Here is a 25642-nt window from a genome sequence, read left to right on the forward strand (position 1 = left end):
ACAAATAATCATAAAAAAATCCCTCAATTGAGGGATTTTTTTATGATGCTATTTCCAATCGTTTTAATAAGTTTTTAGTCAACGCATCGTGCGTATAATCTAAATCGATGTGCAGTGTTTTTTCATCGGAACTTGGCAAATCATACATCGCGTCTGTGAGTATCGCTTCACACAATGAACGTAAACCTCTTGCTCCTAATTTGTATTCCAAAGCTTTCTCTACAATATAATCTAAGGCTTCGTTAGAAATAGTGAATTTAACATCATCCATATCAAACAGCTTTTCGTATTGTTTGATTAAGGCATTCTTTGGCTCGGTTAAAATCGCACGAAGGGTCTCTTTATCTAAAGGATCCATGTGGGTTAATACAGGAAGACGTCCTATGATTTCTGGAATTAAGCCAAAATCTTTGATGTCTTTCGGGATAATGTATTGCAGTAAATTGTTTTTATCAATGCCTTCCGCATTTTTAGAAGTAGAATACCCGATGGCTTGACGATTCAATCTTTTAGAAATAATTCTTTCTATTCCATCAAAAGCACCCCCAGCGATAAACAAAATGTCTTTGGTATTGACTTCGATGAATTTTTGATCTGGATGTTTTCTTCCTCCTTTTGGCGGCACATTAACCACTGTTCCTTCAAGCAATTTCAAAAGGGCTTGTTGCACTCCTTCTCCAGAAACATCACGAGTTATGGATGGATTATCGCTTTTGCGAGCAATTTTATCAATTTCGTCAATGAATACAATTCCTCTTTCGGCTTTGGCTACATCATAATCCGCGGCTTGTAACAAACGAGTTAAGATACTTTCCACATCTTCACCTACATAACCAGCTTCTGTCAAAACCGTGGCATCTACAATAGCTAAAGGAACTTCAAGCATTCGAGCAATGGTTTTAGCCACCAATGTTTTTCCAGTTCCGGTTTGTCCTACCATGATAATGTTGCTTTTTTCGATTTCAACATCTTCTTCGTGTTGCAATTGCATCAATCTTTTGTAATGATTGTACACGGCAACCGACATCACTTTTTTAGTTTGGTCTTGACCAATCACATATTGATCTAAGAAAGCTCTAATTTCTTTTGGCTTTTTTAAAACTAAATCCGTTGTTGATTTCATAGCTAAAGCCGAGTTCGACTTTAATTCTTCCATCACAATTCCGTGTGCCTGCTCAATACATCGATCACAAACATGCGCATTTACCCCAGCAATTAATAAATTAGTTTCTGGTTTTTTTCGTCCACAAAAGGAACATTCTAAAACTTGTTTTGCCATTATTTTTAGTTAGCAGTTGCAGTTGCAGTCTCAGTCACTTTTCGGTAAACTGAGACTGTAAACTGTGAACTGAATTTATCTTCTTAACACTTCATCAATCATTCCGTATTCCTTCGCTTCATCGGCAATCATCCAATAATCGCGTTCTGAATCTTTGTGTACTTTATCAAAAGTTTGACCGGAATGGTGTGAAATGATTTGGTACAATTCGTCTTTTAATTTCAACATTTCTTTCAAGTTGATTTCCATATCAGTCGCCACACCTGAAGCTCCTCCTGATGGTTGGTGAATCATAACTCTTGAATGCGGTAAAGCCGAACGTTTTCCAGCAGCACCAGCACAAAGTAACACAGCTCCCATAGAGGCTGCCATACCGGTACAAATTGTAGCTACATCAGGTCTGATGTATTGCATGGTGTCGTAAATTCCTAATCCAGCGTAAACACTTCCTCCAGGAGAGTTGATGTAGATTTGGATGTCTTTGGAAGCATCAACACTTTCCAAAAACAACAATTGTGCTTGGATAATGTTGGCCATATAATCGTCAACTCCTGTTCCCATGAAGATGATTCTATCCATCATCAAACGAGAGAAAACGTCTAGTTGCGACACATTCATTTGGCGTTCTTCAATAATATAAGGTGTCATACTACCCACGATTTTATCGTAATATAAACTGTTTACACCGTGTTTTTTGGTAGCAAATTTTTTAAATTCTTTTCCGTAGTCCATTGTATTAGTTATGTATTTTAAGTTTATTAAATCTGTTTTGTTTTAGTCAAAGTTCGTGCCTTGTTTTATAAGGTGACATAGTGTCGGTAAAACCGAAACCCTAGCCCGGATAGGAGCGGCATCCTTTTTATTGTTTAAGGAAAAGCCCTTCGACTGCACTCAGGGTGACAAACAATAAAAAGATATAGCGGATAGCCGGATTAGCTTCAAATAAAAAGCGCCAAATTACTTTGACGCTCAAATATAATAATTATTAGATAATCTTAGTGTTTTAATTCACCATACATGGCTTTGATGAATTCATCATAGCTTACTTCTTTTGATTTAGCTTTTACTTTATCCTTGAATAAGTTTAGCATTTTTTCGTTCATTACTTGCTCTGACAAACGACGTACTTCATCTTGGTTTGACATTACTCGAGCTACAATTCCTTGCACATCTTCATCGGTTGGATTCATTTGCCCGAATTGCGCCATTTGTTTTTTGATTACCTCAGAAGTATAGGCTTTCAAGTCTTCGAAAGTAATTTGCAAACTGTTGTCAGCAATAATTTTTCCTTCGATTAATTGGTAACGTAACCCGTTTTCTGATTTGTTATATTCTGCTTCCGCTTCTTCTGCGTTTAATGGGTTTTCACCTGCTGTTTGAATCCATTTTTTCAAGAATTCAGCTGGCAAATCAAACTTAGTGTTAGCAATTAAGAACTCGGTCACATCGTTTAAGAATTTTTGATCCGCTTGTTGTTCGAATTGTTTCTCAGCGTCTTCTTTAATTTTGGCTTTTAATTCGGCAACCGAAGTAATTACTTTTGGCCCGAATAATTTATCGAATAATTCTTGGTCTAAATTGGCTAGTTCGTGACCTACTACTTCATCAATTGTAAATGTTACTTCAACATCTAAACCGTGAACGTCATCATGACCGATGGCCAAAACGTCCATTAGTTTGTGATCGTCATCAAATAACCCTTTAGTTTTTAAAGTCACTACATCACCTACTTTTTTACCGATGAATGCTTTTGCCGTTTTCTTGTCAGCGAAAGTATCTAATGATAAAGTCGTTCTGTTGTTGATGCCTTTTTCTTCATTAGCAAAAATTCCAGAAACATCGTTTCCTTCTTCAACGGTGTCTTTAGCTATTAGTTTTCCGTATTGTTTTTGGATACGAGCTACTTGATCGTTCAACATTTTGTCATCGGCTACAATTTTGTATTGTACCAAATCATTTTTTGCAGTTAAATCTACTTTGAACTCAGGAGCTAATCCTAATTCGAATTCAAATTTATAATCTTCTACATCCCAATTGAAATCTTCCGTTACTTTAGGTAATGGATTTCCAAGGATATCTAATTTTTCTTCTACTAAATACTTGTTTAAATTGTCTTGTAGCAATTTGTTTACTTCATCTAACAATACAGCTTTTCCATATTGTTTGTGGATTAAACTCATCGGCACTGCTCCTTTTCTGAAACCAGGAATAGCAGCATTTTTTCTATAGTCTGCTAATACTTTCTCTACTTTTTCTGCGTAATCCGATTTAGATACTTCTACAGTAACTACAGCATTTAACGCGTCTACATTATTTCTTGTGATGTTCATTTCTTGTGTTTTTTACATACTAAAATTGGGTTGCAAAATTATAACATTTCTACAACCCAACCAAGTTTTTATTTTATTGATTTTTAGCCTTTTATTTTGCTTCGCCCGTGATTTGATAAACCAGTGATTGCGAAAGCGATAAGATGATACTAAACAACATGGCCGTCCAAAAGGAATTGACACTAAAGCCATCCACAAAATGATCGCAAAGCAATATAATTACGGCATTGATGACCAGCAAAAACAAGCCTAAAGTAAAGAAAGTTACTGGTAATGTAAAAAGTACTAAAATAGGTTTTACAAAAAAGTTAAGTAGTGCTAAAACGATAGCCACGGTAAGGGCTGTTGTAAATTCGTCAACTACAACTCCTTTCATAATATAGGCAATAGCCATAACTAAAAGTGCGGTAATGAATATTCTAATGAGTAGTTTCATAAAGAGGTATTTTATTTTAATTTTTTTACTTTGTCAAAAACCTTGCCGTTGCTTCAAAAAACAATTTTGGGTTTTCGGCGTGCAGCCAATGTCCCACATTAGGAATGGTTGCTAATTCAAAGTTAGGAAAATGCTTTTTGATTTCAGGCAAGTCTGTATCCAAAACATATCTGGAATTGCCTCCACGGATGAAGAGCGTTGGTTTGTCAAATTGATTTTCTTCTGGCAAAGCTTCTCCGATGGATTCAATTTTAGCATTAAAAACGGGTAAATTAAATCGAAAAGCCAATTGTCCTGGTTCTATCCAATATAAGTTTTTCATTAAAAATTGGCGGGTACCAAAATCAGGAATAAAAGGATAAAGCGTTTCTTCTACTGAAGCTCTGTCTGGTTTTGTAGCAAAATCCACGACATTCAATCCGGCTAGAATATCTTGATGATGGGGAGCGTAATATTTCGGACCTATATCGGCAACGATTAATTTGTCGACCATTTCAGGATAAGTTGTGGCAAAAAGCATGGCTACTTTCCCTCCCATAGAATGTCCAATGATATTGATGTTATTCAAATTATGGCTATGACAATATTCCAATAAATCATCGGACATCACCTTATAATTGAAATCATCCGAATGAAAACTTTTTCCGTGATTTCTTAAGTCAATCATATGCACTTGAAACCCTTCTGCTGCATAAAGTGACCCGAAGGATTTCCAGTTATCTGACATTCCGATAAAACCGTGTATGATAATAAGGGGCTTGCCTTCGCCTTCGATTCTGGAGTGTAATAGCATTATTTCAATTTTTGAAGATACATATTCACTACATTATCCAAACCAAGGTACAAAGCTTCTGAAATCAAGGCATGTCCGATGGAAACTTCTAATAAACCAGGAATATTTTCTTTGAAGAACTTTATGTTATCCAAACTTAAATCGTGCCCGGCGTTAATTCCTAGTCCTAAATCGTTGGCCAAAACTGATGCTTTGGTATAAGGTTCAATAGCGCTATGATTTCCTAAACCGTATTGATGTGCAAAAGCTTCCGTATATAACTCGATTCGGTCTGTCCCAGTTTTTTGGGCTCCTTCAATCATTTCCAAAATTGGGTCAACAAAAATGGAAGTTCTTATTCCGTTGCGCTGAAATTCTTGAATTACTTCGGTTAAATACGATTGGTTTTTAATGGTATCCCAGCCTGCAGAGGAAGTAATCGCTCCAATAGCATCAGGCACTAAAGTCACTTGTTCTGGTTTACATTCCAAAACCAAATCGATAAAATTATGTTGTGGATTCCCTTCAATATTAAATTCGGTATACACAATGGGTCTTAAATCACGAGCATCTTGGTAGCGGATATGCCTTTCATCAGGTCTTGGATGAATGGTGATGCCTTGTGCTCCAAATTTTTGAATGTCTTTGGCCACTTGCAATAAATCGGGGACATTGCCTCCTCTTGCATTTCGCAAAGTGGCTATTTTATTAATGTTTACGCTTAATTTTGTCATGAACTTTTGGGTTGTCAATTCTACTTTGAAAATTTGATTACAAAAATACAAAGTTAAGCAAGTCATCATGTCCCAAAATTTGATTATTTTGCAGTCGCTAAAAGATAAAGAATACATGAGACACCTTTCCGAGTATATCAATAACGATTTTAAACCTTTCCCATCTTCAGAGTTTGTGGCAGAGATTCAAGATTTCTTTGCTGACTGTACTTATTCTCATTTCCCTGTTATGGATAATGGGGTGTATTTAGGATGTATTTCTGCAGTAGATGCCGAAACATTCGAAACACAGAAAACCATTGCTGATTACCGCTATGCTTTAGAAGGTTTTTTTGTGAGAAGCTCTATGATTTGGTTAGATGTTTTAGAAGTTATTGCCAGAAATAATGCCAACATTGTCCCTATTTTAGATGAAGACAATAAATACATTGGTTATTATGAAGTAACTGACATCATCAAATTTTTAAATGAGACTCCATTTCTTAAAGAAACAGGAGAGATTATTGTGGTTGAAAAACCAACCGCTGATTATTCGATGAGTCAGATTACCCAAATTGTAGAAAGTAATAATGGTAAATTATTGGGGGTTTTTGTTTCAGAAGCCAATAATGACAAAGTTCAAGTAACCGTTAAAACAACTCCGGGCAGCACGAATGAAATTATCCAATCGTTTCGTCGTTATAATTATGAAATTATTTCGGAGCATCAAGAAGACGACTACTTAAATACCTTAAAAGAACGTTCTGAGTATTTGGATAAGTATTTAAACATGTAAACTATGAAAGTTGCCATCTTCGGACAATATTATCAAAACGACACTCGACCCATTATCAAGGATATTTTTGTTTTTTTCAACAGAAACAATGTCGAGTTGGTGATTGAAGAAAAATTTTTGAAGATATTATATGAAGAAGAGATTGTAGGTAAAAAATACAATACATTCGCTAGCTATAAAGATTTAGACAGTAGTTTTGACATTCTGATTAGCATTGGTGGTGATGGAACTATTCTAAGAGCGGCTACTTTTGTTCGCGATTCCGGCATTCCTATTCTTGGGGTAAACGCAGGAAGACTTGGTTTCTTAGCCAAAGTTCAAAAAGAAAATATTGCGGCATTTCTTCAAATAGTTTTAGAAAAAAAATATACCATCTCCGAAAGAACTTTATTAAGCCTAGAAACTAATCCAGCTAATACAGATATTGACATCAATTTTGCGATGAATGAAGTTTCCGTAAGTCGAAAAGAAACCACTTCGATGATTACTATTGAAACGTATTTAAACGGAGAATATTTAAATTCTTATTGGGCTGATGGTTTAATTATTTCTACGCCAACGGGTTCCACTGGGTATTCCCTAAGTTGTGGTGGACCAATTCTAACTCCTGATGTAAAAGGAATAGTTATCACTCCAATTGCGCCTCACAATCTTAATGCCAGACCACTTGTCATTCCGGATGATACTGAAATAAAACTTAAAGTTTCGGGGAGAGAGGAGCAATACTTGGTTTCTTTAGACTCCCGCATAACTTCAGTAAATAACAATGCTGAATTAATCATCAAGAAAACACCATTCAAAATTAATATGGTAGAAATTCTTGAAGAGACTTTTTTGAAAACACTTCGCAACAAATTACTTTGGGGAGAGGATAAAAGAAACTAAAAAATTTACCCGTTTTTATACTACAATTCTAAAATTTCCGTTTAGAATACAAACCATTGTAACACCAATAATAATCAGTGCTTTATTTTATTTAACAGAAATACAAAAATCATGTTAGATAAGTACTGAGAATTATTATATTTGCACGCTATTTTCAATTTAATGAAAAAGATTTTAGTATTATTTTTTTGTTTGATTTTCCATAATATTTCGAATGCACAAATTCACGAAATTGGTGTTTTCTTAGGCGGAAGCAATTATATTGGAGATGTGGGTAAAACCACCTATGTTGATCCAAATAAATTAGCCTTTGGCGTTTTATATAAATGGAATAAAAGTCCTAGACACTCCTATAGGTTTTCTTATATGCAGTCAACCATTGCGGCAAATGATTTAGATTCAGATGTGCCAGCAAGAGTTCAAAGAGGATATCGATTTGAAAATGATATAAAAGAGTTTTCTGCGGGATTAGAATTTAATTTTTTTGATTTTAATCTTCATGAAGAATTGAAGAAAAAGGTAACGCCCTATGTGTATTCTGGACTTACGTATTTCATTTACAATGAATTATTTGTTTTAAATGGAGAAACTAAGTTTGATTACAGGTCAAGTACATTTGCCATTCCTATGATTGTGGGAGTTAAAAGTAATGTTTTTGAAAATATCGTGCTTGGCGTTGAAGTGGGAGCAAGATATACTTTCACTGACAATTTGGATGGTAGTTTACCTAAAAATAATAATTTAGAACCCTTAAAATTTGGGAATATACATAGTAAAGATTGGTATGTATTCACAGGATTTACAATAACGTACACCTTTGGAGAAAAACCTTGCTATTGTTCTGATTAAATAATGAGCTTACTAGAAACCATAGACAAAAACAATTTACCAAAACACCTAGCCATTATCATGGATGGCAATGGCCGTTGGGCTAAACAAAAAGGGTTACTTAGAGCATTTGGACATGAAAATGGCACAAAATCGGTTAGAGTTACTGTTGAAACCTGTGCTAAATTAGGCATCGAAAACCTTACACTGTATGCCTTTTCTACTGAAAACTGGAACAGACCCAAATTAGAAGTAGATACTTTAATGAAGTTATTAGTCAATTCATTAAAAAATGAATTAGCAACTTTAGAAAAAAACAACATTCGATTAAACTGTATTGGAAACATTGACTTGCTTCCTGAAAAAGCAAAAAAAGAGCTTTTATCCGTTATCGAAAAAACAAAAAATAACAGCAGAATGACCTTAACTTTAGCTTTAAGCTATGGTTCAAGAGAAGAATTGTTAAATGCTGTTAAAATTATTAGTGAGAAAGTTAAAAATAATATAATTTCTATAGACACTATTGATGAATCAATTATAAATGAGCATCTTTACACGCGAAATTTACCCGATGTAGATTTAGTGATTAGAACCAGTGGTGAACACCGGATTAGTAATTTTTTGTTATGGCAAATAGCTTATGCGGAATTTTATTTTACTGAGGTATTGTGGCCCGATTTTAAAGAAGATGATTTATATGAAGCTATCGTTAGTTATCAAAAAAGAGAACGCCGTTTTGGAAAGACAAGTGAACAAATTAAATAAAAATTCAGTGCAGATTAAATCTTTAAAAACATTTCTAACTATACTATTGTTTGGAAGTGTTTTTCAATTACAAGCCCAAGAAAGAATTCCGTTTGATCAAGGTAAAAAATATATTTTAGCTGATGTAAAAGTAAATGGTAAAATTAGTTACAACCAACAAACTGTTGTAACTTTTGCTAGTTTAGAAAAAGGACAACAAATTTCAGTTCCTGGAGAAGAAATTAGTAATGCTATTAAAAAACTAGGGAAACTTGGTCTTTTTAGTGACATTGATTTTTATATCAATAAAACAGAAGGCGATAGTATTTGGTTGGATTTAAACATAGTAGAGCTACCAAAACTGAGTGAAGCGAAAATACGTGGCGTAAAAAAATCAAAGATAGAAGGTCTTATTAAGGACAACTCATTAACAAAAGGAAAAATTGTAAATGAAAATTTAATAACTACCACAAAAAACTATATCGAAAACAAATATAAAAAAGATGGGTACTACAGTACTAAAGTTTTCATCCAAACCATTCCTGATACCACAGAAGGCAATCAAGTAAAAATGATTGTTAATATAGATAAAGGCGATAAGTTGAAAGTTTCGAAAATTAATTTCGAAGGCAACGAAAAATTCTCAGATAAAAGTCTGAGAAGCGCGATGAAAAACACCAAACAAATCAACCCTATTCGAATATTTAAAGCTTCAAAATATATTAAAGAAAAATATCAAGAAGACTTAACTTCTGTTCTTGATAAATATAAAGAAAAAGGATATAGAGATGCCCGTATCATAACAGACTCCGTATTTCTAAACAAAAAGAAAACAAAACTTGCTATCAATATTAAAGTAGAAGAAGGAAGAAAATATCATTTTGGGAATATAAAATTCCTTGGAAATTCTGTTTATTCTGATCAATTATTAAGTAGAGTTTTAGGCATCAAAAAAGGAGATACTTATAATGGTGTATTATTAGAAAAAAGAATTTCTGATAAGAAAAAACCTGACGGGGAAGATCTTACCAATTTATACCAAAATAACGGTTATTTGTTTTCAAATGTTAACGCGGTGGAAGTAAAAACAGCGAATGACACGATCGATTTTGAAATAAGAGTTACCGAAGGTCCAATTGCTTATTTTAATAATATAACCGTTGTTGGGAATGACAAAACCAATGACAGAGTAATTTATAGAGAATTAAGAACTAAACCAGGACAAAAGTATAGCAAGGAAGATTTAGTTAGAACTATTAGAGAAATAGGACAACTAGGTTTCTTTGACCCAGAAGCGATAGATCCTAAATTTAAAAATGTTGATCCTTCAGCTGGAACTGTTGATATTGAATACAATGTTGTAGAAAAAGGATCTAGTCAGATTGAGCTTCAAGGAGGTTATGGTGGTGGTGGATTTATTGGGACATTAGGATTGTCTTTTAATAATTTTTCGGCCAGAAATATGTTTAAAAAAGAAGCCTACAGACCTCTACCAATGGGGGATGGACAAAAAGTATCCCTTCGTTTACAAGCTAGTTCCTTTTTCCAAACCTATAGTTTGTCGTTTTCTGAACCATGGCTTGGCGGAAAAAAACCAATACAATTTTCGAGTTCAATATCACAAAGTAAACAATATCTTTATTCAGGAAGTTCAGCCAATGTAGACAAAAGCAGAAGTTTTAATATTACTTCTCTGTCTTTAGGAATTGCTAAAAGATTAACTATTCCCGATGATTATTTTGTATTCTCAAGCTCTGTAAGTTTTCAATATTACAATTTGAATAATTACAACACTGGTTTATTTACATTCGGTAATGGGTCATCAAGAAATTTAGCGTATACTCTTGGATTGACTCGTAACAATAAAGGCGTTAACCCTATTTTTCCAACATCTGGTTCAGAGTTTAGTCTTACCGCTAAATTTACTTTACCTTATTCTTTATTTAATAATATTAATTATGGTGATTTAGAAAACCAAAAAGATTATAAACTTACTCATACAGAAAATGATGGTTTAACTATTATTCCAACATCTACTGGACAACAAGCAGCCATCGGTGATTATTTAGTTCAAACAACAACATCTGGTGTTTATCAAACAGTGGGCTCAGATTATACTCAAGCAACTGCTGATAGAGCAAAAGTTGACCAAGAAAAATTCAAATGGCTTGAATATTACAAAGTGAAGTTTAAGGCTGATTGGTATTCCAAATTAGCTGGAAAATTAGTATTAAGAACACTTGGTGAATTTGGTTATCTAGGAGCTTATAATAGTGGTAGAGGTTTAGTGCCTTTTGAAAGATTCTTCCTTGGTGGTGACGGATTAGCCAACTATGCCTTAGATGGTAGAGAAGTTGTTCAGCTAAGAGGATATCCAAATCAATCTTTGTCATCGCAAGATGGTGCAACAGTTTATAATAAGTTCTCATTAGAACTAAGATATCCAATAACATTAAAAGCGGCAGCATCCATTTATGTATTGTCATTTCTTGAAGCTGGATCATCTTATAATACCTTTAAAGATTACAACCCTTTTGTCTTACAACGTTCTGCTGGCTTTGGATTGAGAATATTTATGCCTGCCTTTGGATTATTGGGTATCGACTTTGCTAAAGGTTTTGATGCAATTCCTGGTTATACAAATCCAAATGGTTGGGAAACACATTTTATAATTGGTCAACAATTTTAATTATATTTGGTACAATATTTCTAAATCATATATCGAATGAAAAAATATTTTGCAATAACAATTCTGGTTCTATCCTCAGTGTTTCAAATGAATGCGCAATCAAGAGGCATTAAAATTGGTTACATTGACATGGAATATATTCTACAAAATGTTCCAGATTATAGTGAAGCCAAGAGTCAATTAGAGCAAAAAGCTCAAAAATGGAAACAAGACATTGAAGCTAAAAAAGTAGAAATTGCAAAATTAAAAGATGCTTTAAAAACAGAAAGAGCTTTATTAACCAAAGAGTTAATAGATGAGCGTGAAGAAGAAATAAAATTTCAAGAAGATGAACTTTTAGACTTTCAACAGAAAAAATTTGGACCAAACGGTGATTTAATTACCCAAAAAGCTGTTTTAGTTAAACCTATTCAGGATCAAGTCTTTACTGCTGTTCAAGATATTGCCGAAGTAAAAAAATATGATTATGTTTTTGATAAATCTTCTGACTTAACAATGCTTTTCGCTGCTAAAAGACATGATATTAGCGATCAGGTTATAAGAACGATTACTAGAGCTGAAAAAAGAGAACAACTAAGTAATAAGCAATTAAAAGAACAGGCAAAAAAAGAATATCAAGAAGATGTTGCAGATGAAAATCCTACTTTAGTGGCTCGTAAAAAAGCACTAGAAGAAAAAAAACAAGCTAGAGAACAAGCTATGGCAGAAAGAAAAGCCGCGGCCGAAGTTAAGAAAGCAGAACAAGAAGCTAAAAGGAAAGAATTGCTAGAAGCAAAGAATGCGAAAAAAAATGGCACGGTTCCTGCTAGTGATAAAACAACAAATGATAAAATCAACCCTGTTGACACGAAAACAACCAGCGATACAACAGCTATAACAAATAGCAAAGAAGCAAAAGCTGCTGCAAGAGCAAAACTTCTTGAAGACAGAAAGAAAGCTTTAGAAGAAAAAAAGAGAAAAGTACTTGAAGATAGAGAAGCAGCTAAAAAAGCAAAAGAAGAGAAAAATAAAACTAAAACAGAGTAAACTATAAAATAATAATAATTAATACTTTTTAAAATGAAACGATTGAAATCATTACTACTAGCTACAGTGTTATGTTTAGGAACAAGCTATACAATAAATGCACAAGCTAAAACTGCACATGTAGATGTAAATGAACTAATTTCTAAAATGCCAGCAATGATTGATGCTCAAAAACAATTAGAAAAACTGAGCGGAACTTATGATGCCGAATACAAAACAATGGCTGAAGAATATCAAAACAAAATTAAAAAATATGATCAAGAAGCATCAACTGTAACAGATGCAGTTAACGCAACACGTCAAACAGAAGTTCAAGATTTAGTAAAACGTATTACTGATTACAGAGACAACGCTCAAAAAGAATTGCAAAAGAAAGAAGCTGACATGGTAAAACCATTAATGGACAAAATCAAAGCTTCTATTGCTAAAGTTGGTAAAGCTAAAGGATATCAATATGTTTTAAATGTTGCTGATTTACTTTTGGCTGATGGTCCAGATTTAACAGCTGATGTTAAAAAAGATTTAGGTTTTTAGTCAAAACTTAGATTTCAAAATTTCTAAATAATTAAAAAAAACTGCTCAATTAGTTGAGCAGTTTTTTTTTACTTTTGTTATTATGATTAATAATAATCCTATAGGGCTTTTTGACTCAGGAATTGGAGGAACATCAATTTGGAAAGAAATTCACGATTTACTCCCCTATGAAGACACAATCTATCTTGCAGACAGTAAGAATGCTCCATATGGTCAAAAATCGAAAGAAGAAATTATCCAACTTAGTATTAAAAATACCGAGTTCCTTTTGAATCAAAATTGCAAAATTATAGTAGTGGCTTGTAACACGGCTACTACAAACGCAATAAAAGAATTAAGAGCAAAATACGATATTCCTTTTATTGGTATCGAGCCTGCGATAAAACCAGCAGCTCTTAATTCACAAAATCATGTCATAGGCATTTTAGCAACCCAAGGAACTCTGAACAGCGAATTATTTCATAAAACAGCTGAGAAATTTCAAGACACAAAAATTATAGAACAAATAGGACATGGTTTAGTTCCATTAATTGAAAATGGAGATATTAATTCTCCCGAGATGGACTCACTACTTCATCGTTATTTAAAACCAATGATAGACGCCAATATAGACTATTTAGTACTTGGTTGCAGTCATTATCCCTATCTTGTACCACAAATAAAAAAAATTCTCCCTAGAAGCATTGGAATCATTGATTCTGGGGAAGCCGTAGCTCGTCAGACAAAAAATGTGTTAAATGAAAAAGTCGGGTTCAACACCCAAACTGAAAAAGGGAGAAATATTTTTTATACCAATGGAAATCCATTAGTACTTTCTACTATTTTGAATGATAAATTTAAAGTAATAGCAAAAGACTTTTAGAAACCCAACATAAGGCATCTTTTAGTCCATTTTCCTACTGTCCGCAATACAAGGTATAAGCTCCCATCAGGGTTAATCTCAAACTCTTGGCTTTTTATTCTTCTTTAAACCAACTAGAGTACATAACGTAATTATTAGAAATACGCTCAATTTCCCCAGCGAAATCTGATTTATCTATGTCTTTAACTTTCTTAGCAGGAATACCCGCATATATTGTACCCGACTCAACAATCGTATTCTGAGTAACTACAGCACCTGCAGCAATAATAGAATTGCTTTCAATAACACAATTATCCATAACAATAGCTCCCATTCCAATTAGGACGTTATCGTGCACTTTACAACCATGAACAATAGCATTGTGACCGATAGACACATTATTCCCTATTTCTGTTGGGTGTTTTTGATAAGTGCAATGAATAATGGCTCCATCTTGTATATTAACCTTTTCTCCTATTTTAATATAATGCACATCTCCACGAATAACAGCGTTAAACCATACACTACATAATTTCCCCAATACTACATCACCAACAATAGTAGCGTTTTCAGCAATAAAACAATCATCAGGAATTTTTGGACTTTTACCGTTTACAGCTTTGAGTATCATAATTAAAAAAATTGTCCCGATAAATCGGGACAGTTATGTGAATTAATTAATAGCAGGACAATTACAGTGATATTTTTCTGGTTTACAGAATAGATTTAAACCTAACGTTATTTGATGAAATCCTCCAGAATCAAATTTAACTGTTCCTAATAAATGAGAATAAGTATAGGAGAAAACGTAATTTTTAAAATTTATTCCTACTATAGGCGTTATATATTGCAACTTCTGATCGGCAACTCCATTTCCTTGAACATATTGAGCTCCATCAAGACTTCTTCTGTATGATATACCACCCCATAATTTTCCAAAATCCAACTCTTTGTATGCTTTCAAATTTAAATCTATAGTCTTTTCTTGTGTTAAAGTAACTAATTGAAACATAAACGAAGGTTCCCATTGAATTCTATCAACATCTCCAAAAGTATATCCAGCATTAAAAATGGCTCTTTTAAGATTCACAGGCTCACTCCCTGTATATAATTTTCTTTCACTTGCTAATGCATTTTTTACTGTAAAATGAACATAGAAATCAAGGAAATTATAAGATGCTCCAATATCAACATTAAAATAAGTTGACTTTTGAATAGAACCAAAAACTACAGGATCAAAACCAGGATTATTATCATAAAAAGTAGTTTCATCTAAATTACTTTGAACAAATCCTGCACTCATTCCAAAAGAAAGTTGATTTAAATCAACATTATCACGAGAAAACATAATATGATGTGCATAAGTTAACTTCATTCCTGTTTGAGAATGATAACCATTTCTATCATTATAAATAATAACCCCACCACCAGATCTTTCACCTAAAGCTCCATTAAAGCTCAAAGTTTGTAATGCAGGCGCATCTTTTTGACCTAACCATTGTTGTCTTGCGGTTAATCTAAGTTTTGCACAATTAGCTGCACCAGCCATTGAAGGGTGAAGCAAATAATAATTATCCGATAAGTAATCCGAATAAACCGGCAATGATTCCTGCGAATGTGAAAATTGTGCTACAATAAGCAGTGCTAATAAATAAATCTTTCTAAAATTCATTATAACTATCTTTTTAATGAGAAATGGGCTTTAAATTGTTTAGCTGTGGCGTTTTCTATATAATCTACACTAAACCAGTAATCATCTGAAGGTAAGAGATGTCCGTTAAACGTTCCATCCCAACCATCGCCTGTAGAACTGATTTGTTTCAACAGTTTGCCATAGCGGTCAAATATATAAATTTTTGCGTTAGGTTGTCCACCTAATCCAACAATATTCCAAGTATCGTGTATTCCATCGCCATTCGGGGTGAAGTAATGTGGGTAATCAATGATTTCTACGTTTGGTATAACAAGCTCCTCACAACTATAAGCTATGCCGTCTTCTGTGTCCCAAACATGAATTACATGGGTTCCTAACGAAACACTGTCAAAAATAGTGCTCGCCTGTCTTGGTCCATCATCCAAACTGTATTCATACGTTCCATATCCTTGAATAAGTACCGTAATAATTTGTTGTTCAGTAAAGGCATTAGTTACTGTATACCCAATAGTTCCAGTCGGAATAGAAGCTTGCCCTGATTGTATCACCGCAAACGAGGCCGAGGTAGTATCACAAGCCAGTGCACTATTACTAGTAACATGCACCGTATAATTTCTAGTAGCTCCCGTTGCCGATGAAGTGTTCACCGTATACGTTGGTCCTGTTGCCCCTGCTATCGGAGTAGTGGCTGCATCCTCAAACCATTCAAAAGTATAATTCCCGGGATTAGCAATACCACTATCTAGTGTTAATGGTCTTACTACTGCGTTGGTATCAAAGTTAACACAAATCGTATTCACACCATTATCCGTTACGATAATAGGATTAGGATAACGCTCCACGGTGATATCAATAGTGGTAATAGCATAACATAACGGTGTAATGGTATTACTGCTGTTCTCTACCTTAACCCATATTGTATCGGTATCTGGGTCGGTTTGATAGGCTTGAGCTTGGGCTAGTGTTAAGGCATTTGTCCCTGCTGTAGCGTCTGCCAAACTAGTATAATAACTTACTAAGAATACCGTTGGGCTTTGTCCATTAAGGATAGCCGTAGCATATTGAGTCAAGTCAATTTGGTGGATACCATCATAAGGGTCATTATAATTATCACATTCTGCAAAAGTTTGTGCCCCTGTAGCGGTAGCATATTGTTCTACGGCTAAAGTAAGTACTCCTGTATTAGTACATCCTGTGGTATTGTTTACTACTCTAATGTAGATGTTTTGTGAATTGGCAGTAACATTAGTATACGGAGATACTAGCGGTAGTTGTCCTGTATTAGTCAGTGGATTAGCGCCTGCTGCTGTTAAGTAGTAGCTTATCGTAAAGTCTGTAGTAGCTTGTGCTGCTCCTAGTATCTGTGGGGCTAACAATGGGTTAGTCAAATCAAATGGGGCTAATCCATCGGTATCATTATCACATACTCTATAAGGAGCTAATGGTTGTACTACCGTTGGCAGTGGATTCACTTTCAAAGCTTGTTCAACCAGTACATAACAGTGATTCCCTTGATAGTCCACTCTGGTGTTCTCTACTCGTATCCAAACATTAGTCCCCACTAAAGCGTTGGTTGGGGTTAGTATTTCGTTGGCTACAATATTATTTTCTGCATCTGCTTGTGTTGGGAAGTAATGGAAACTTAAGTTCGGGTCATTATTTCTAATGTAGCTTTCATTAACCGTTAAATCAAAATACTCCAACATATCTCCTGGATTGTTATCATCACATTTTGGTGCCAAAGCTGGTGGATTGGTATTTGGAGTTGGAATTGGTAAGACTCTAATATCCAAGGTCGTGATACTTTCACAATTCGCCGGTGCTGGACTACTCACTACTACTCCCAAGGTTTGTACCGCTGGATGTAATAGGTCGTTTTGATACGCTGTTGGTGTAGTAATTGGATTAGTATGGGTTTGTGCTTCTAGTAAACTTGGATAATACGTTACGGTATATCCTAATAATCCTTGGGTGATTTGCGCATTTTTTACCGTTAAATCAAAAGTATGGTATTGATTGTTTGGATTCGCATCATCATCACACAAACTAAGCGGAGTGGGTGTAGTAAGCAACAGTGGAGTGTTAATATGCAACAAGAAGGTGCCTATATTATAACAATGGGTCACATTGTTCTCTACTCTAACCCATATTGTCTGACCATTACTGCCAACATAGTTCGTGTCTGGTATAATCGGTGCGGTTCCTACTTGGGCTAAAGCTAAGCTGGTGTAATACGTTACACTATAGGCTGTAGCTGGCAAAGGTTGTTGTGATAGAACACTAGCGGTTAACTGTGTTAAATCAACTCTTGTACTTGCATCTTGTGGATTGTTATCTGTATCACATACCGTAATATCAACTAAAGATACTGGCGTTTTTGGACTCGGATTAACATCCAACTCTATGGGAATAACACTAACGCAGTGGGTTAAATTATCTTCCGCTCTTACATAAATAATCTGTACAAACGGATTGATATTAATATACTGCGCCGGATTAGGAATCGTAGTACCATGACTAGCAGCATCTTGTGGCGTTTCATGGAAACTTACCGTATAAGTGGTAATCGAGTTTAATAATCCTGGTAACAAACTCGTTAAATCAAAAGTAGTAAACCCATCTTGATCATCATCACAAAGTGTGTAAGGTTGTGTAAGTGGAATTAAACTTGGTAAAGGCTCTACTCTAATATCCATCGTAGAGATAACAGAACATCCTGTGGCATTATTGGTAATGCTTATCCCTAAGGTTTGAACATATTGTATCTGGTTTTGGTATAATAAATTAGTGATTTCATTAGTCCCATTCTGAGCATCCCCTAAACTGATATAAAACCTAACCGTCATTCCCGTTTGTCCCAATAAAATATCATTGATCTTACTACCTAAATCAAAGGTCTCAAAGCCGATATTACTTTGGTCAACATCACAAAGAGAATACTGTGGGTAGTTCGGCTGAAGTGAATTCGGTATCGGATTCACTACTAATTGCAAGGTTACTACATCATAGCATCCCGTAGCGATTGTCTCCACTCGAACATAAAGCGTTTGGGTGTTTGGACTAGCATTCACATAACTAGAAATACTAGTGATAGCATTGGTTCCTGCATCAGCATCTGATTGACTTGTGTAAAAAGTTACTGTGGTTAATGCTGGGTTGATACTGCCCAATATCTCATTAATTTTTGTGGTTAAATCAAAAGTCTCAAATCCAACTGCTCCTGTGTAATCACATAAAGCATAAGGCGTTGGTTGGGTCGCAACTGGAGTCTTGTTGACTATTAATTGGAGTTGAACATAATTAGCACAACCTGTTAGGGTATAAAATACACGAACATATATTGTTTGAGTATTAGGTTGAATATTGGTGTAGGAGCTTGGTAAAGGGTTAGCTCCTATTAAAGCATCATCAGGTGTTTCATGATAAGTAACGGACACTCCAAGAGGTAGAGGCGCACCCGGAGGTGTTCCTGTTATTTCATTGGTAGCATCTGTTAAATTGAAGGTGCCAAAACCATCATTATTCGGATCACATATTTGCAGTGGTGTCGGAGTAATGGCCACTGGCCCTTGAGTTACGCGTAATAATTGTGTCGTGGTAGCATAACATCCTGTAGCATTATTCTCTACTCGTATGTATACAATCTCTGTATCAAATCCTAAATAAGTCTGTGGGGTTGGTATAGGATTGGTAAGAGTTTGTGCATCAGCAAGTGAATGGTAATAGGTTACCGTTACTCCTGTAACGCCACCTGTTACTGTTCCTTCATTTACAGTCAAATTAAATACTGCTGTTGGAGATATTCCATTACTACATTGAAAGATAGGCTGTGGTAAAACCGCCACTGGTAATGGATTAACAATCAAGTTAAAGAAACCTGTCGTATTACAACCTGTAATATTGTCACTAATGTTTATCCAAATCTTTTGTGGATTACTAATGTTGGAATAAAAATTAGGCAAAGCATTAGTTTGAGCTTGAGCATCGGCTAAGGTTTCATAATAACTTACTGTTACTCCTAATTGTCCATTGGCAACTTCCAAACTTTTGGTTCCTAAATCAAAAACCTCTACTCCATCACCCGGATTGTTGATATCACAAAGTAGATAATCTGTGATGTTTGGATTAGGTAGTGGAATAGGATTAACTATTAGATTAAAAGAGGTCGTCGAATAACAACTCGGTGAACCTAAATTATATGCTCTAACATAAATTGTTTGAAATCCAGCATTATTAATATTACAATACGGACTTGTTAGTGGATTGGCTCCTGTTTGAGCATTGGTTGGGGTCTCGTGATAGGTAATAACAACATTAGGATTAGTACTTATCTCTATGTCTTTTGTTGTTAAAGTAAAACAATAAATACCATCATTATTTAAACTGTCATCACAAACTACATAATCTGTAGGGGTGGTAATAACTGGTGGTGGTGTTACTGTGATTGTAGCAGAGCCAGTTTGATTTTGCACACAAGTAGGAAATCCTCCAGAGCCTGCTACACTTACTAATTGATAAGTAAAGGAGCCTATAACTGAGGTAGAATATGGAATTGAAACACCACTACCAGTAACATCAATAAGTGTGGTTGACAATCCATTTGGATCTAAAAAAGTAAAAGTATAAGGAATAATTCCGTTTGACCCTGTAAAGGTGATAGAAGGGCTTGGTGAATTTTGACATACGGTAGTTGTGCCAGAAATTGTAGCTGTTGGCATTGGATTTACAGTAATTGTAGAAGAACCAGTCTGTGGTTGTGAACAAGCTGGTGTAGTAGAACTTGAGACACTTACTAGTTGATAGGTAAACATACCGGCTACTGCAGTGGATATGGGAAGTGCAATGCTATTATTACCAATGGTGGTTGAAATTGTCTGGGATACTCCACTAGGATCTAAATAAGTGAATGTATATGGCGCAACTCCATTAGACCCGGTAAAGGTTATGGCAAGATTGGGGGTATATTGGCATGTAAGAATATTTGAAGAAATCGTACCATTTGGTATAGGATTAACCGTTACAGTTGCTGAACCGACTTCTGGCTGAGTGTTTGTTCCAGCTGGAGTTGTTATAGTAACACTTACTAAATTATAAACGGTGGTTGCATTAACAGATGCAATAACATCGGTATAATTTCCTGTTGCATCTAAAGTAATTTGTCTTGGATTTCCTCCAACTGTAAAATTAACCGTTGCATTTGGTGTTCCTGTAAAGGTAATGTTAGCTGGACTTCCACTACAAATGGTAGTTGTACCTGAAATGGATACAAAAGGCAATGCAACAACAATCAACTGAAAACTAGTAACTGCAAAATTTGTTGGAGTAGCATTCTCCGATAAAACAGCATAAATTCTCTGCGGATTTGATGTGTTTACAAATGAACCAATATTTACAATTGGATTTGTTCCTGCATTTGCATCTGTTAATGTGGGATAATAAGTAACGGTATAATTAGCTGGAGCATTGGCCCCATAAATTATTGAAGTTTGCGGATTAAAATTAAATGTTGAAACTCCCGTATTACCAGTTGTTTCATAGCTATACAAATCGGGAGGAGTTCCAGGAATAGGTAGGTTAGTACATAAAGCTGGATTAATATGTAAAGTAAATTGCTTTGTAAAGAAACATCCTGTGTCAAAATCTTCAATACCTACATAGATTATTTCTCCATCAACACCATTATAGTTTGTAACATTTACTATTGAAGATAATGCAAATTGCTCTGCTTCTAATAAAGTATGGTAATACTTAACAGTGTCAGAGGATCCATTTAAAATAGTGGTAGTATTATTTGTAAAATCAAAAGGAGCACTGCACTGAGTTATATCGTTTGGAGTACCAATTGCATGTGTAGCAAGATATTCAACCACCATTGAATCAGACTGTTGACATCCTCCTGGATAGGTAATTGTAATACCATAATTACCCGGTTGAGTTATAGTATAATTATAGGTGTTGCCTCCTATTGGATTCCCGTTTAATGTCCAAGAATATGTTGCACCAGGAACTGACGCTGAACCTGCTTGTACAACTACCGTCTTTGAACCACAAATTGCTCTTGGTCCTGAAAAATCTGTTTGTCCTTGAAATTCTGATCCTGTTCCACTGATGTCGGGCGATCCAATATCAAAACTTCCTCCTGCTAAAAAAACAGCTGAATCATATAAACTATCATCTCTATCGGCAACGATAAGTTTAATATGGTATAAATTATTTGGAATTACAGGCGATGAAGCCGTCATCAAAACCGTCTCTCCATTAAAATTTGTCGCAGAAGTCCCTGCATTAGTTCCGCCGTTAAAATTACCAAAATAGTTTGCATTTAAGGAACCACAATTGGTGCCAAATCCTGTATAATACTGACCATCTCTAATGGTTACAACAGAAATTGGAATAGTAGTATTGGGCACTAATGCCAAATTGGTAGTAGGTGTCCCTGCCGTTACATTGGTTAAGAAAAAAGCGAAAGCATCAGAATAACCACATTGATAATCTCCGTATTCTTCAGAAGCAAAGAGAAAATCAAAACTCATATTAGCAGTAAAAGGAGTAAAATCAAACTCTAAAATTGTAGCATCATTATAATCTGTTACAGTAATTCCCGCCGCTTGCATATAATCTAACAATTCTTGATCCCCAGGCCATCCTAAATCCAAAAAAGTACCAAGATCGGAAGTATTTGGACCTGGTGTTCCTGTTACATCACCTGAGCTCAAAATAACACCAGAAGTTAATGGAAAACTAGGATTCGTATTGGTAAAATAGCCAATACCATTTGAGGAACCAAAATCAGTTCCTGTACTCCAAGTTATATTGCTAATGGTTCCAACACAAGAAGAACTTCCCCCTGATGAAGGAGCAAATAAAACATCTTGAACAAGTTGCGGAACAGTATAGGTTGAAGTATCTACAGTAATGGACTGAGAAAAGGAATTGAATCCTGCAAGAAGAGTGAAAAATAAAAATAAAATACGTTTCATTAATACAAAATGGTATGAGTGTTTCTAATTTTAAAAATCACTGTAAATGTTAATTAATTGTTTAATTGCCAAATATAAGTATTCACAGAAAATAACTTTGTTAAATTTGCAGAAAAATATACCTTTCTGATGAAAATTTCGATAAAAGAAACACAAAATCCGACCATAGTAAAATTTGTATTCCCAAATTTTATAACTGACAATCAAAGCTTTGAATATAAAAACATAGATGAAGCCAAAAATTCCCCTTTAGCACAACAACTGTTCTACTTGCCTTTTGTAAAAACAGTATACATTTCAGGGAATTTTATTGCCATTGAAAGATACAGTATCGTTGAATGGACTGATGTTGAAGAAGATGTTGCTGAACAAATTGAAAATTATGTCAATAACGGAGGAATCATTGTATTACCAAATGAAAATCCAGTTAAAAAACAACCTATTAGTGTTTATGGAGAAACCACGCCAAATCCAGCTTCACTTAAATTTGTAGTCAACAAAGCACTAACAAAAACAGCTGCCGAATTCAAAAATATTGATGAAGCCAAAGCCTCGCCATTGGCACAAGAACTATTCAAATTTCATTTTGTAAAAGAGATTTTTATAGCCGAAAATTATATTTCCATTACTAAGTACGATAGTATTTCTTGGGATGAAATTACTCTGGAGTTACGCACATTCATCAAACAATTCATTGAAAATGGGGGAACTGTTATTGACGAAAGTCAAATTGTAAACAGTGAAAAACAGGAAAAACAACAAATTAAAAACTTTGATACGCTTGATACTACTTCACAACAAATCATCAATATCTTGGAAGAATATGTAAAGCCTGCCGTTGCTGCCGATGGGGGTAATATTCTTTTCGATTCGTATGATGAAAATGAAAAACGAGTAAAAGTAGTACTTCAAGGAGCATGTAATGGTTGCCCATCTTCCACTTTTACTTTGAAAAGCGGCATCGAAAACATGCTAAAAGATATGCTCAACGATAAAGATATTATAGTGGAAGCGTTAAACGGATAACAATTTTTCCAAAATAAAAAAGTACTTTTAAGCGTCTGAAATGAGACGCTTTTTTTGTCAAAACATGAACGAACTACAACACGAAACCAGTCCTTACCTACTCCAACACGCCAACAATCCTGTTCATTGGAACGCTTGGAATCCAAAATCATTGGCAAAAGCCAAAGATGAAAACAAACTAATCATCGTTAGTATTGGCTACTCCGCTTGTCATTGGTGTCATGTGATGGAACACGAAAGTTTTGAAAACGAAGAAGTCGCAGCCGTGATGAACGCTCATTTTATCAACATCAAAATTGATCGAGAAGAACGCCCCGATATTGATGCTGTGTATATGAAAGCGGTTCAACTAATGACCGGTCAAGGGGGTTGGCCCATGAATGTAGTGACTTTACCTGATGGAAGACCCGTTTGGGGCGGCACGTATTTTAGAAAAAACGATTGGATTAATACTCTCGAAAGACTTCAGGAAATTTATACACAACAACCTGAAACCATTTTAGACTATGCTCAAAAATTACACGACGGATTACAATCTATAAGTGTTATTGCAACAAATGATTCGGATACTAATTTTGATTTTGAATTACTTTCAACATTGGTAACCAAATGGGAACGAAGTTTTGATTGGGATTTTGGAGGCATGGCTAGAGCTCCTAAGTTTATGATGCCTAATAATTATGAGTTTTTATTACGCTATGGCTATCAAACTAAAAACCAGACTGTTTTGGATTTTGTAAATCTCACCTTAACCAAAATGGCTTATGGTGGCTTATTCGACACTGTTGATGGCGGATTTTCTCGCTATTCTGTCGATATGAAATGGCATGTCCCTCATTTTGAAAAAATGCTTTATGACAATGGACAATTGATTTCGCTTTACGCGAATGCTTATAAATTGACCCAAAACAAACTGTACAAAGAAGTCATTGAAAAAACCTTGACTTTCGTCGAAAAAGAATGGTTGACCCAAGAAGGAAGTTTCTATTCTGCGCTTGATGCCGATAGTTTAAATGCTGAAAACCATCTAGAAGAAGGCGCTTTTTATGTTTGGACCAAAGACGAATTGCAAGCCTTACTTGAAGAGGATTTTGAGTTGTTTTCAGCCGTTTTCAATATCAATGAATTTGGATTTTGGGAGCAAGAACACTATGTTTTAATTCAAAGTCAATCCTTGGAAACCATTGCAAAAGAGTATTCCATTCCCATAGAAAAATTGGAACAAAAGAAAAAATCTTGGGAACAACTGCTTTATGTGGAAAGAGAAAAAAGAAGCAAACCCAGATTAGATGACAAAAGCCTAACTTCATGGAATGCCCTTATGCTAAAAGGTTTTGTAGAAGCTTACAAGGCATTGGGCAACCCAAACTATTTGACCATTGCTTTGCAAAACGCTAATTTTATCATCAAAAACATATGGAGTCCAGAAGGCAATTTGAATCACAGTTACAAAGACGGAAAAGCGACCATTAATGGTTTTCTAGAAGATTATGCTCATGTCATTTCCGCTTTTATTGCAATATATGAAGTAACATTTGATGAAGCATGGTTGCAAAATGCCAAGCAATTGACTGATTATACTTTTGATTATTTTTATGATGAAAAAGCACAGTTCTTTTCGTTTACTTCTCATTATGATGATGATTTAATAACTCCTTATTTTGAAGTAGAAGACAATGTGATTCCAGCTTCCAATTCGGTTATGGCGGATGTTCTATTCCGATTAAGTATTTATTTTGGCAATGCGTATTATGAGAAAATAGCACAACAAATGGTTCAAAATATCATCTCAACCGTTGAATATCCCTCTGCGTTTTCTAATTGGATGACTGTGTTATTGCATTTTTCAGAACAAAATAAAGAATTGGCTATTTGCGGTAATAATGCTTTGGATTATTTGCAAAAGATAAATCAGACTTATATCCCGAATATCATCATTGCTGGAAGTCAAGAGAATTCCAAACTTCCTTTCTTGGAAAATCGATTTTCTGAAAAGGAAACTTTATTTTATTTGTGCCAGAACAAAACGTGTCAAAAACCAACTGATAATTTTGATGAAATCATCAAGGAAATGGGACTATAATCAACGAAAATTCGTAATATTGTTAT

19 protein-coding genes are annotated in these 25642 nt (G+C 34.8%); 10 read left to right on the plus strand and 9 right to left on the minus strand.

Going from position 1 to position 25642, the window contains the following annotated elements; all coding sequences use genetic code 11:
• Positions 1 to 40: 40 nt before the first annotated feature.
• The 6 genes from clpX to OLM53_RS08050 all read right to left on the minus strand — a co-directional run bounded on the left by clpX (position 41) and on the right by OLM53_RS08050 (position 5551).
• Positions 41 to 1279 carry an ATP-dependent Clp protease ATP-binding subunit ClpX gene (gene clpX, locus OLM53_RS08025; protein WP_264519719.1) on the minus strand — a complete coding sequence of 413 codons (1239 nt, stop codon included), beginning with the start codon at positions 1277 to 1279 and terminating at the stop codon, positions 41 to 43.
• A gap of 75 nt (positions 1280 to 1354) precedes the next feature.
• On the minus strand, positions 1355 to 2011 hold the full coding sequence (gene clpP, locus OLM53_RS08030; RefSeq protein ID WP_264519720.1) for an ATP-dependent Clp endopeptidase proteolytic subunit ClpP: 657 nt from the start codon (positions 2009 to 2011) through the stop codon (positions 1355 to 1357).
• 263 nt (positions 2012 to 2274) lie between these two features.
• Positions 2275 to 3609, minus strand: a complete 1335-nt coding sequence (tig, locus tag OLM53_RS08035; RefSeq protein WP_264519721.1) for a trigger factor — start codon at positions 3607 to 3609, stop codon at positions 2275 to 2277.
• A 91-nt stretch (positions 3610 to 3700) separates the two neighbouring features.
• Positions 3701 to 4045 carry a phage holin family protein gene (locus OLM53_RS08040; RefSeq protein WP_264519722.1) on the minus strand — a complete coding sequence of 115 codons (345 nt, stop codon included), beginning with the start codon at positions 4043 to 4045 and terminating at the stop codon, positions 3701 to 3703.
• A 25-nt stretch (positions 4046 to 4070) separates the two neighbouring features.
• Positions 4071 to 4838 (minus strand): alpha/beta fold hydrolase, encoded by a 768-nt coding sequence (locus tag OLM53_RS08045; protein WP_264519723.1) that lies wholly within the window; start codon positions 4836 to 4838, stop codon positions 4071 to 4073.
• Complete coding sequence (locus OLM53_RS08050) at positions 4838 to 5551, minus strand: pyridoxine 5'-phosphate synthase (protein WP_264519724.1); 714 nt, start codon at positions 5549 to 5551, stop codon at positions 4838 to 4840. The genes OLM53_RS08045 and OLM53_RS08050 overlap by 1 nt, the downstream gene beginning before the upstream one ends.
• A gap of 115 nt (positions 5552 to 5666) precedes the next feature.
• Between OLM53_RS08050 and OLM53_RS08055 the strand changes: the two genes are divergently transcribed.
• The 8 genes from OLM53_RS08055 to murI all read left to right on the plus strand — a co-directional run bounded on the left by OLM53_RS08055 (position 5667) and on the right by murI (position 13894).
• The gene (locus tag OLM53_RS08055; protein ID WP_264522434.1) at positions 5667 to 6326 is read left to right on the plus strand and encodes a CBS domain-containing protein; all 660 of its coding nucleotides are present in this window, start codon (positions 5667 to 5669) and stop codon (positions 6324 to 6326) included.
• Between the two features lie 3 nt (positions 6327 to 6329).
• Positions 6330 to 7211 carry an NAD kinase gene (locus OLM53_RS08060; RefSeq protein ID WP_264519725.1) on the plus strand — a complete coding sequence of 294 codons (882 nt, stop codon included), beginning with the start codon at positions 6330 to 6332 and terminating at the stop codon, positions 7209 to 7211.
• Positions 7212 to 7373: 162 nt separating this feature from the next.
• Positions 7374 to 8060 (plus strand): DUF6089 family protein, encoded by a 687-nt coding sequence (locus OLM53_RS08065; RefSeq protein WP_264519726.1) that lies wholly within the window; start codon positions 7374 to 7376, stop codon positions 8058 to 8060.
• A 3-nt stretch (positions 8061 to 8063) separates the two neighbouring features.
• Complete coding sequence (locus OLM53_RS08070) at positions 8064 to 8804, plus strand: isoprenyl transferase (protein WP_264519727.1); 741 nt, start codon at positions 8064 to 8066, stop codon at positions 8802 to 8804.
• A complete protein-coding gene (locus tag OLM53_RS08075; RefSeq protein ID WP_264519728.1) occupies positions 8737 to 11472 on the plus strand; it encodes an outer membrane protein assembly factor in 2736 nt (911 codons plus the stop codon). The genes OLM53_RS08070 and OLM53_RS08075 overlap by 68 nt, the downstream gene beginning before the upstream one ends.
• A 36-nt stretch (positions 11473 to 11508) precedes the next feature.
• A complete protein-coding gene (locus tag OLM53_RS08080; RefSeq protein WP_264519729.1) occupies positions 11509 to 12498 on the plus strand; it encodes an OmpH family outer membrane protein in 990 nt (329 codons plus the stop codon).
• Positions 12499 to 12531: 33 nt separating this feature from the next.
• A complete protein-coding gene (locus OLM53_RS08085) occupies positions 12532 to 13032 on the plus strand; it encodes an OmpH family outer membrane protein (protein WP_264519730.1) in 501 nt (166 codons plus the stop codon).
• A gap of 82 nt (positions 13033 to 13114) precedes the next feature.
• Complete coding sequence (gene murI, locus OLM53_RS08090; protein WP_264519731.1) at positions 13115 to 13894, plus strand: glutamate racemase; 780 nt, start codon at positions 13115 to 13117, stop codon at positions 13892 to 13894.
• Between the two features lie 94 nt (positions 13895 to 13988).
• Here murI and OLM53_RS08095 read toward each other — a convergent pair whose 3' ends face one another.
• The 3 genes from OLM53_RS08095 to OLM53_RS08105 are packed head-to-tail and all read right to left on the minus strand — an operon-like array spanning position 13989 to position 22507.
• Positions 13989 to 14504 (minus strand): gamma carbonic anhydrase family protein, encoded by a 516-nt coding sequence (locus OLM53_RS08095; RefSeq protein ID WP_264519732.1) that lies wholly within the window; start codon positions 14502 to 14504, stop codon positions 13989 to 13991.
• A gap of 42 nt (positions 14505 to 14546) precedes the next feature.
• Positions 14547 to 15545 carry a type IX secretion system membrane protein PorP/SprF gene (locus OLM53_RS08100; RefSeq protein WP_264519733.1) on the minus strand — a complete coding sequence of 333 codons (999 nt, stop codon included), beginning with the start codon at positions 15543 to 15545 and terminating at the stop codon, positions 14547 to 14549.
• Between the two features lie 5 nt (positions 15546 to 15550).
• Entirely contained in the window at positions 15551 to 22507 is a 6957-nt protein-coding gene (locus OLM53_RS08105) for a choice-of-anchor L domain-containing protein (RefSeq protein ID WP_264519734.1), read from the minus strand.
• Between the two features lie 126 nt (positions 22508 to 22633).
• Between OLM53_RS08105 and OLM53_RS08110 the strand changes: the two genes are divergently transcribed.
• Both OLM53_RS08110 and OLM53_RS08115 read left to right on the plus strand, forming a co-directional pair.
• Positions 22634 to 23533: a NifU family protein gene (locus tag OLM53_RS08110; RefSeq protein WP_264522435.1), complete on the plus strand. Its 900-nt coding sequence runs from the start codon at positions 22634 to 22636 to the stop codon at positions 23531 to 23533.
• Positions 23534 to 23597: 64 nt separating this feature from the next.
• A complete protein-coding gene (locus OLM53_RS08115) occupies positions 23598 to 25616 on the plus strand; it encodes a thioredoxin domain-containing protein (protein WP_264519735.1) in 2019 nt (672 codons plus the stop codon).
• Positions 25617 to 25642: the final 26 nt, after the last annotated feature.

Source organism: Flavobacterium sp. N1994 (genome assembly GCF_025947145.1).
In the GTDB taxonomy this organism is placed as follows: domain Bacteria; phylum Bacteroidota; class Bacteroidia; order Flavobacteriales; family Flavobacteriaceae; genus Flavobacterium.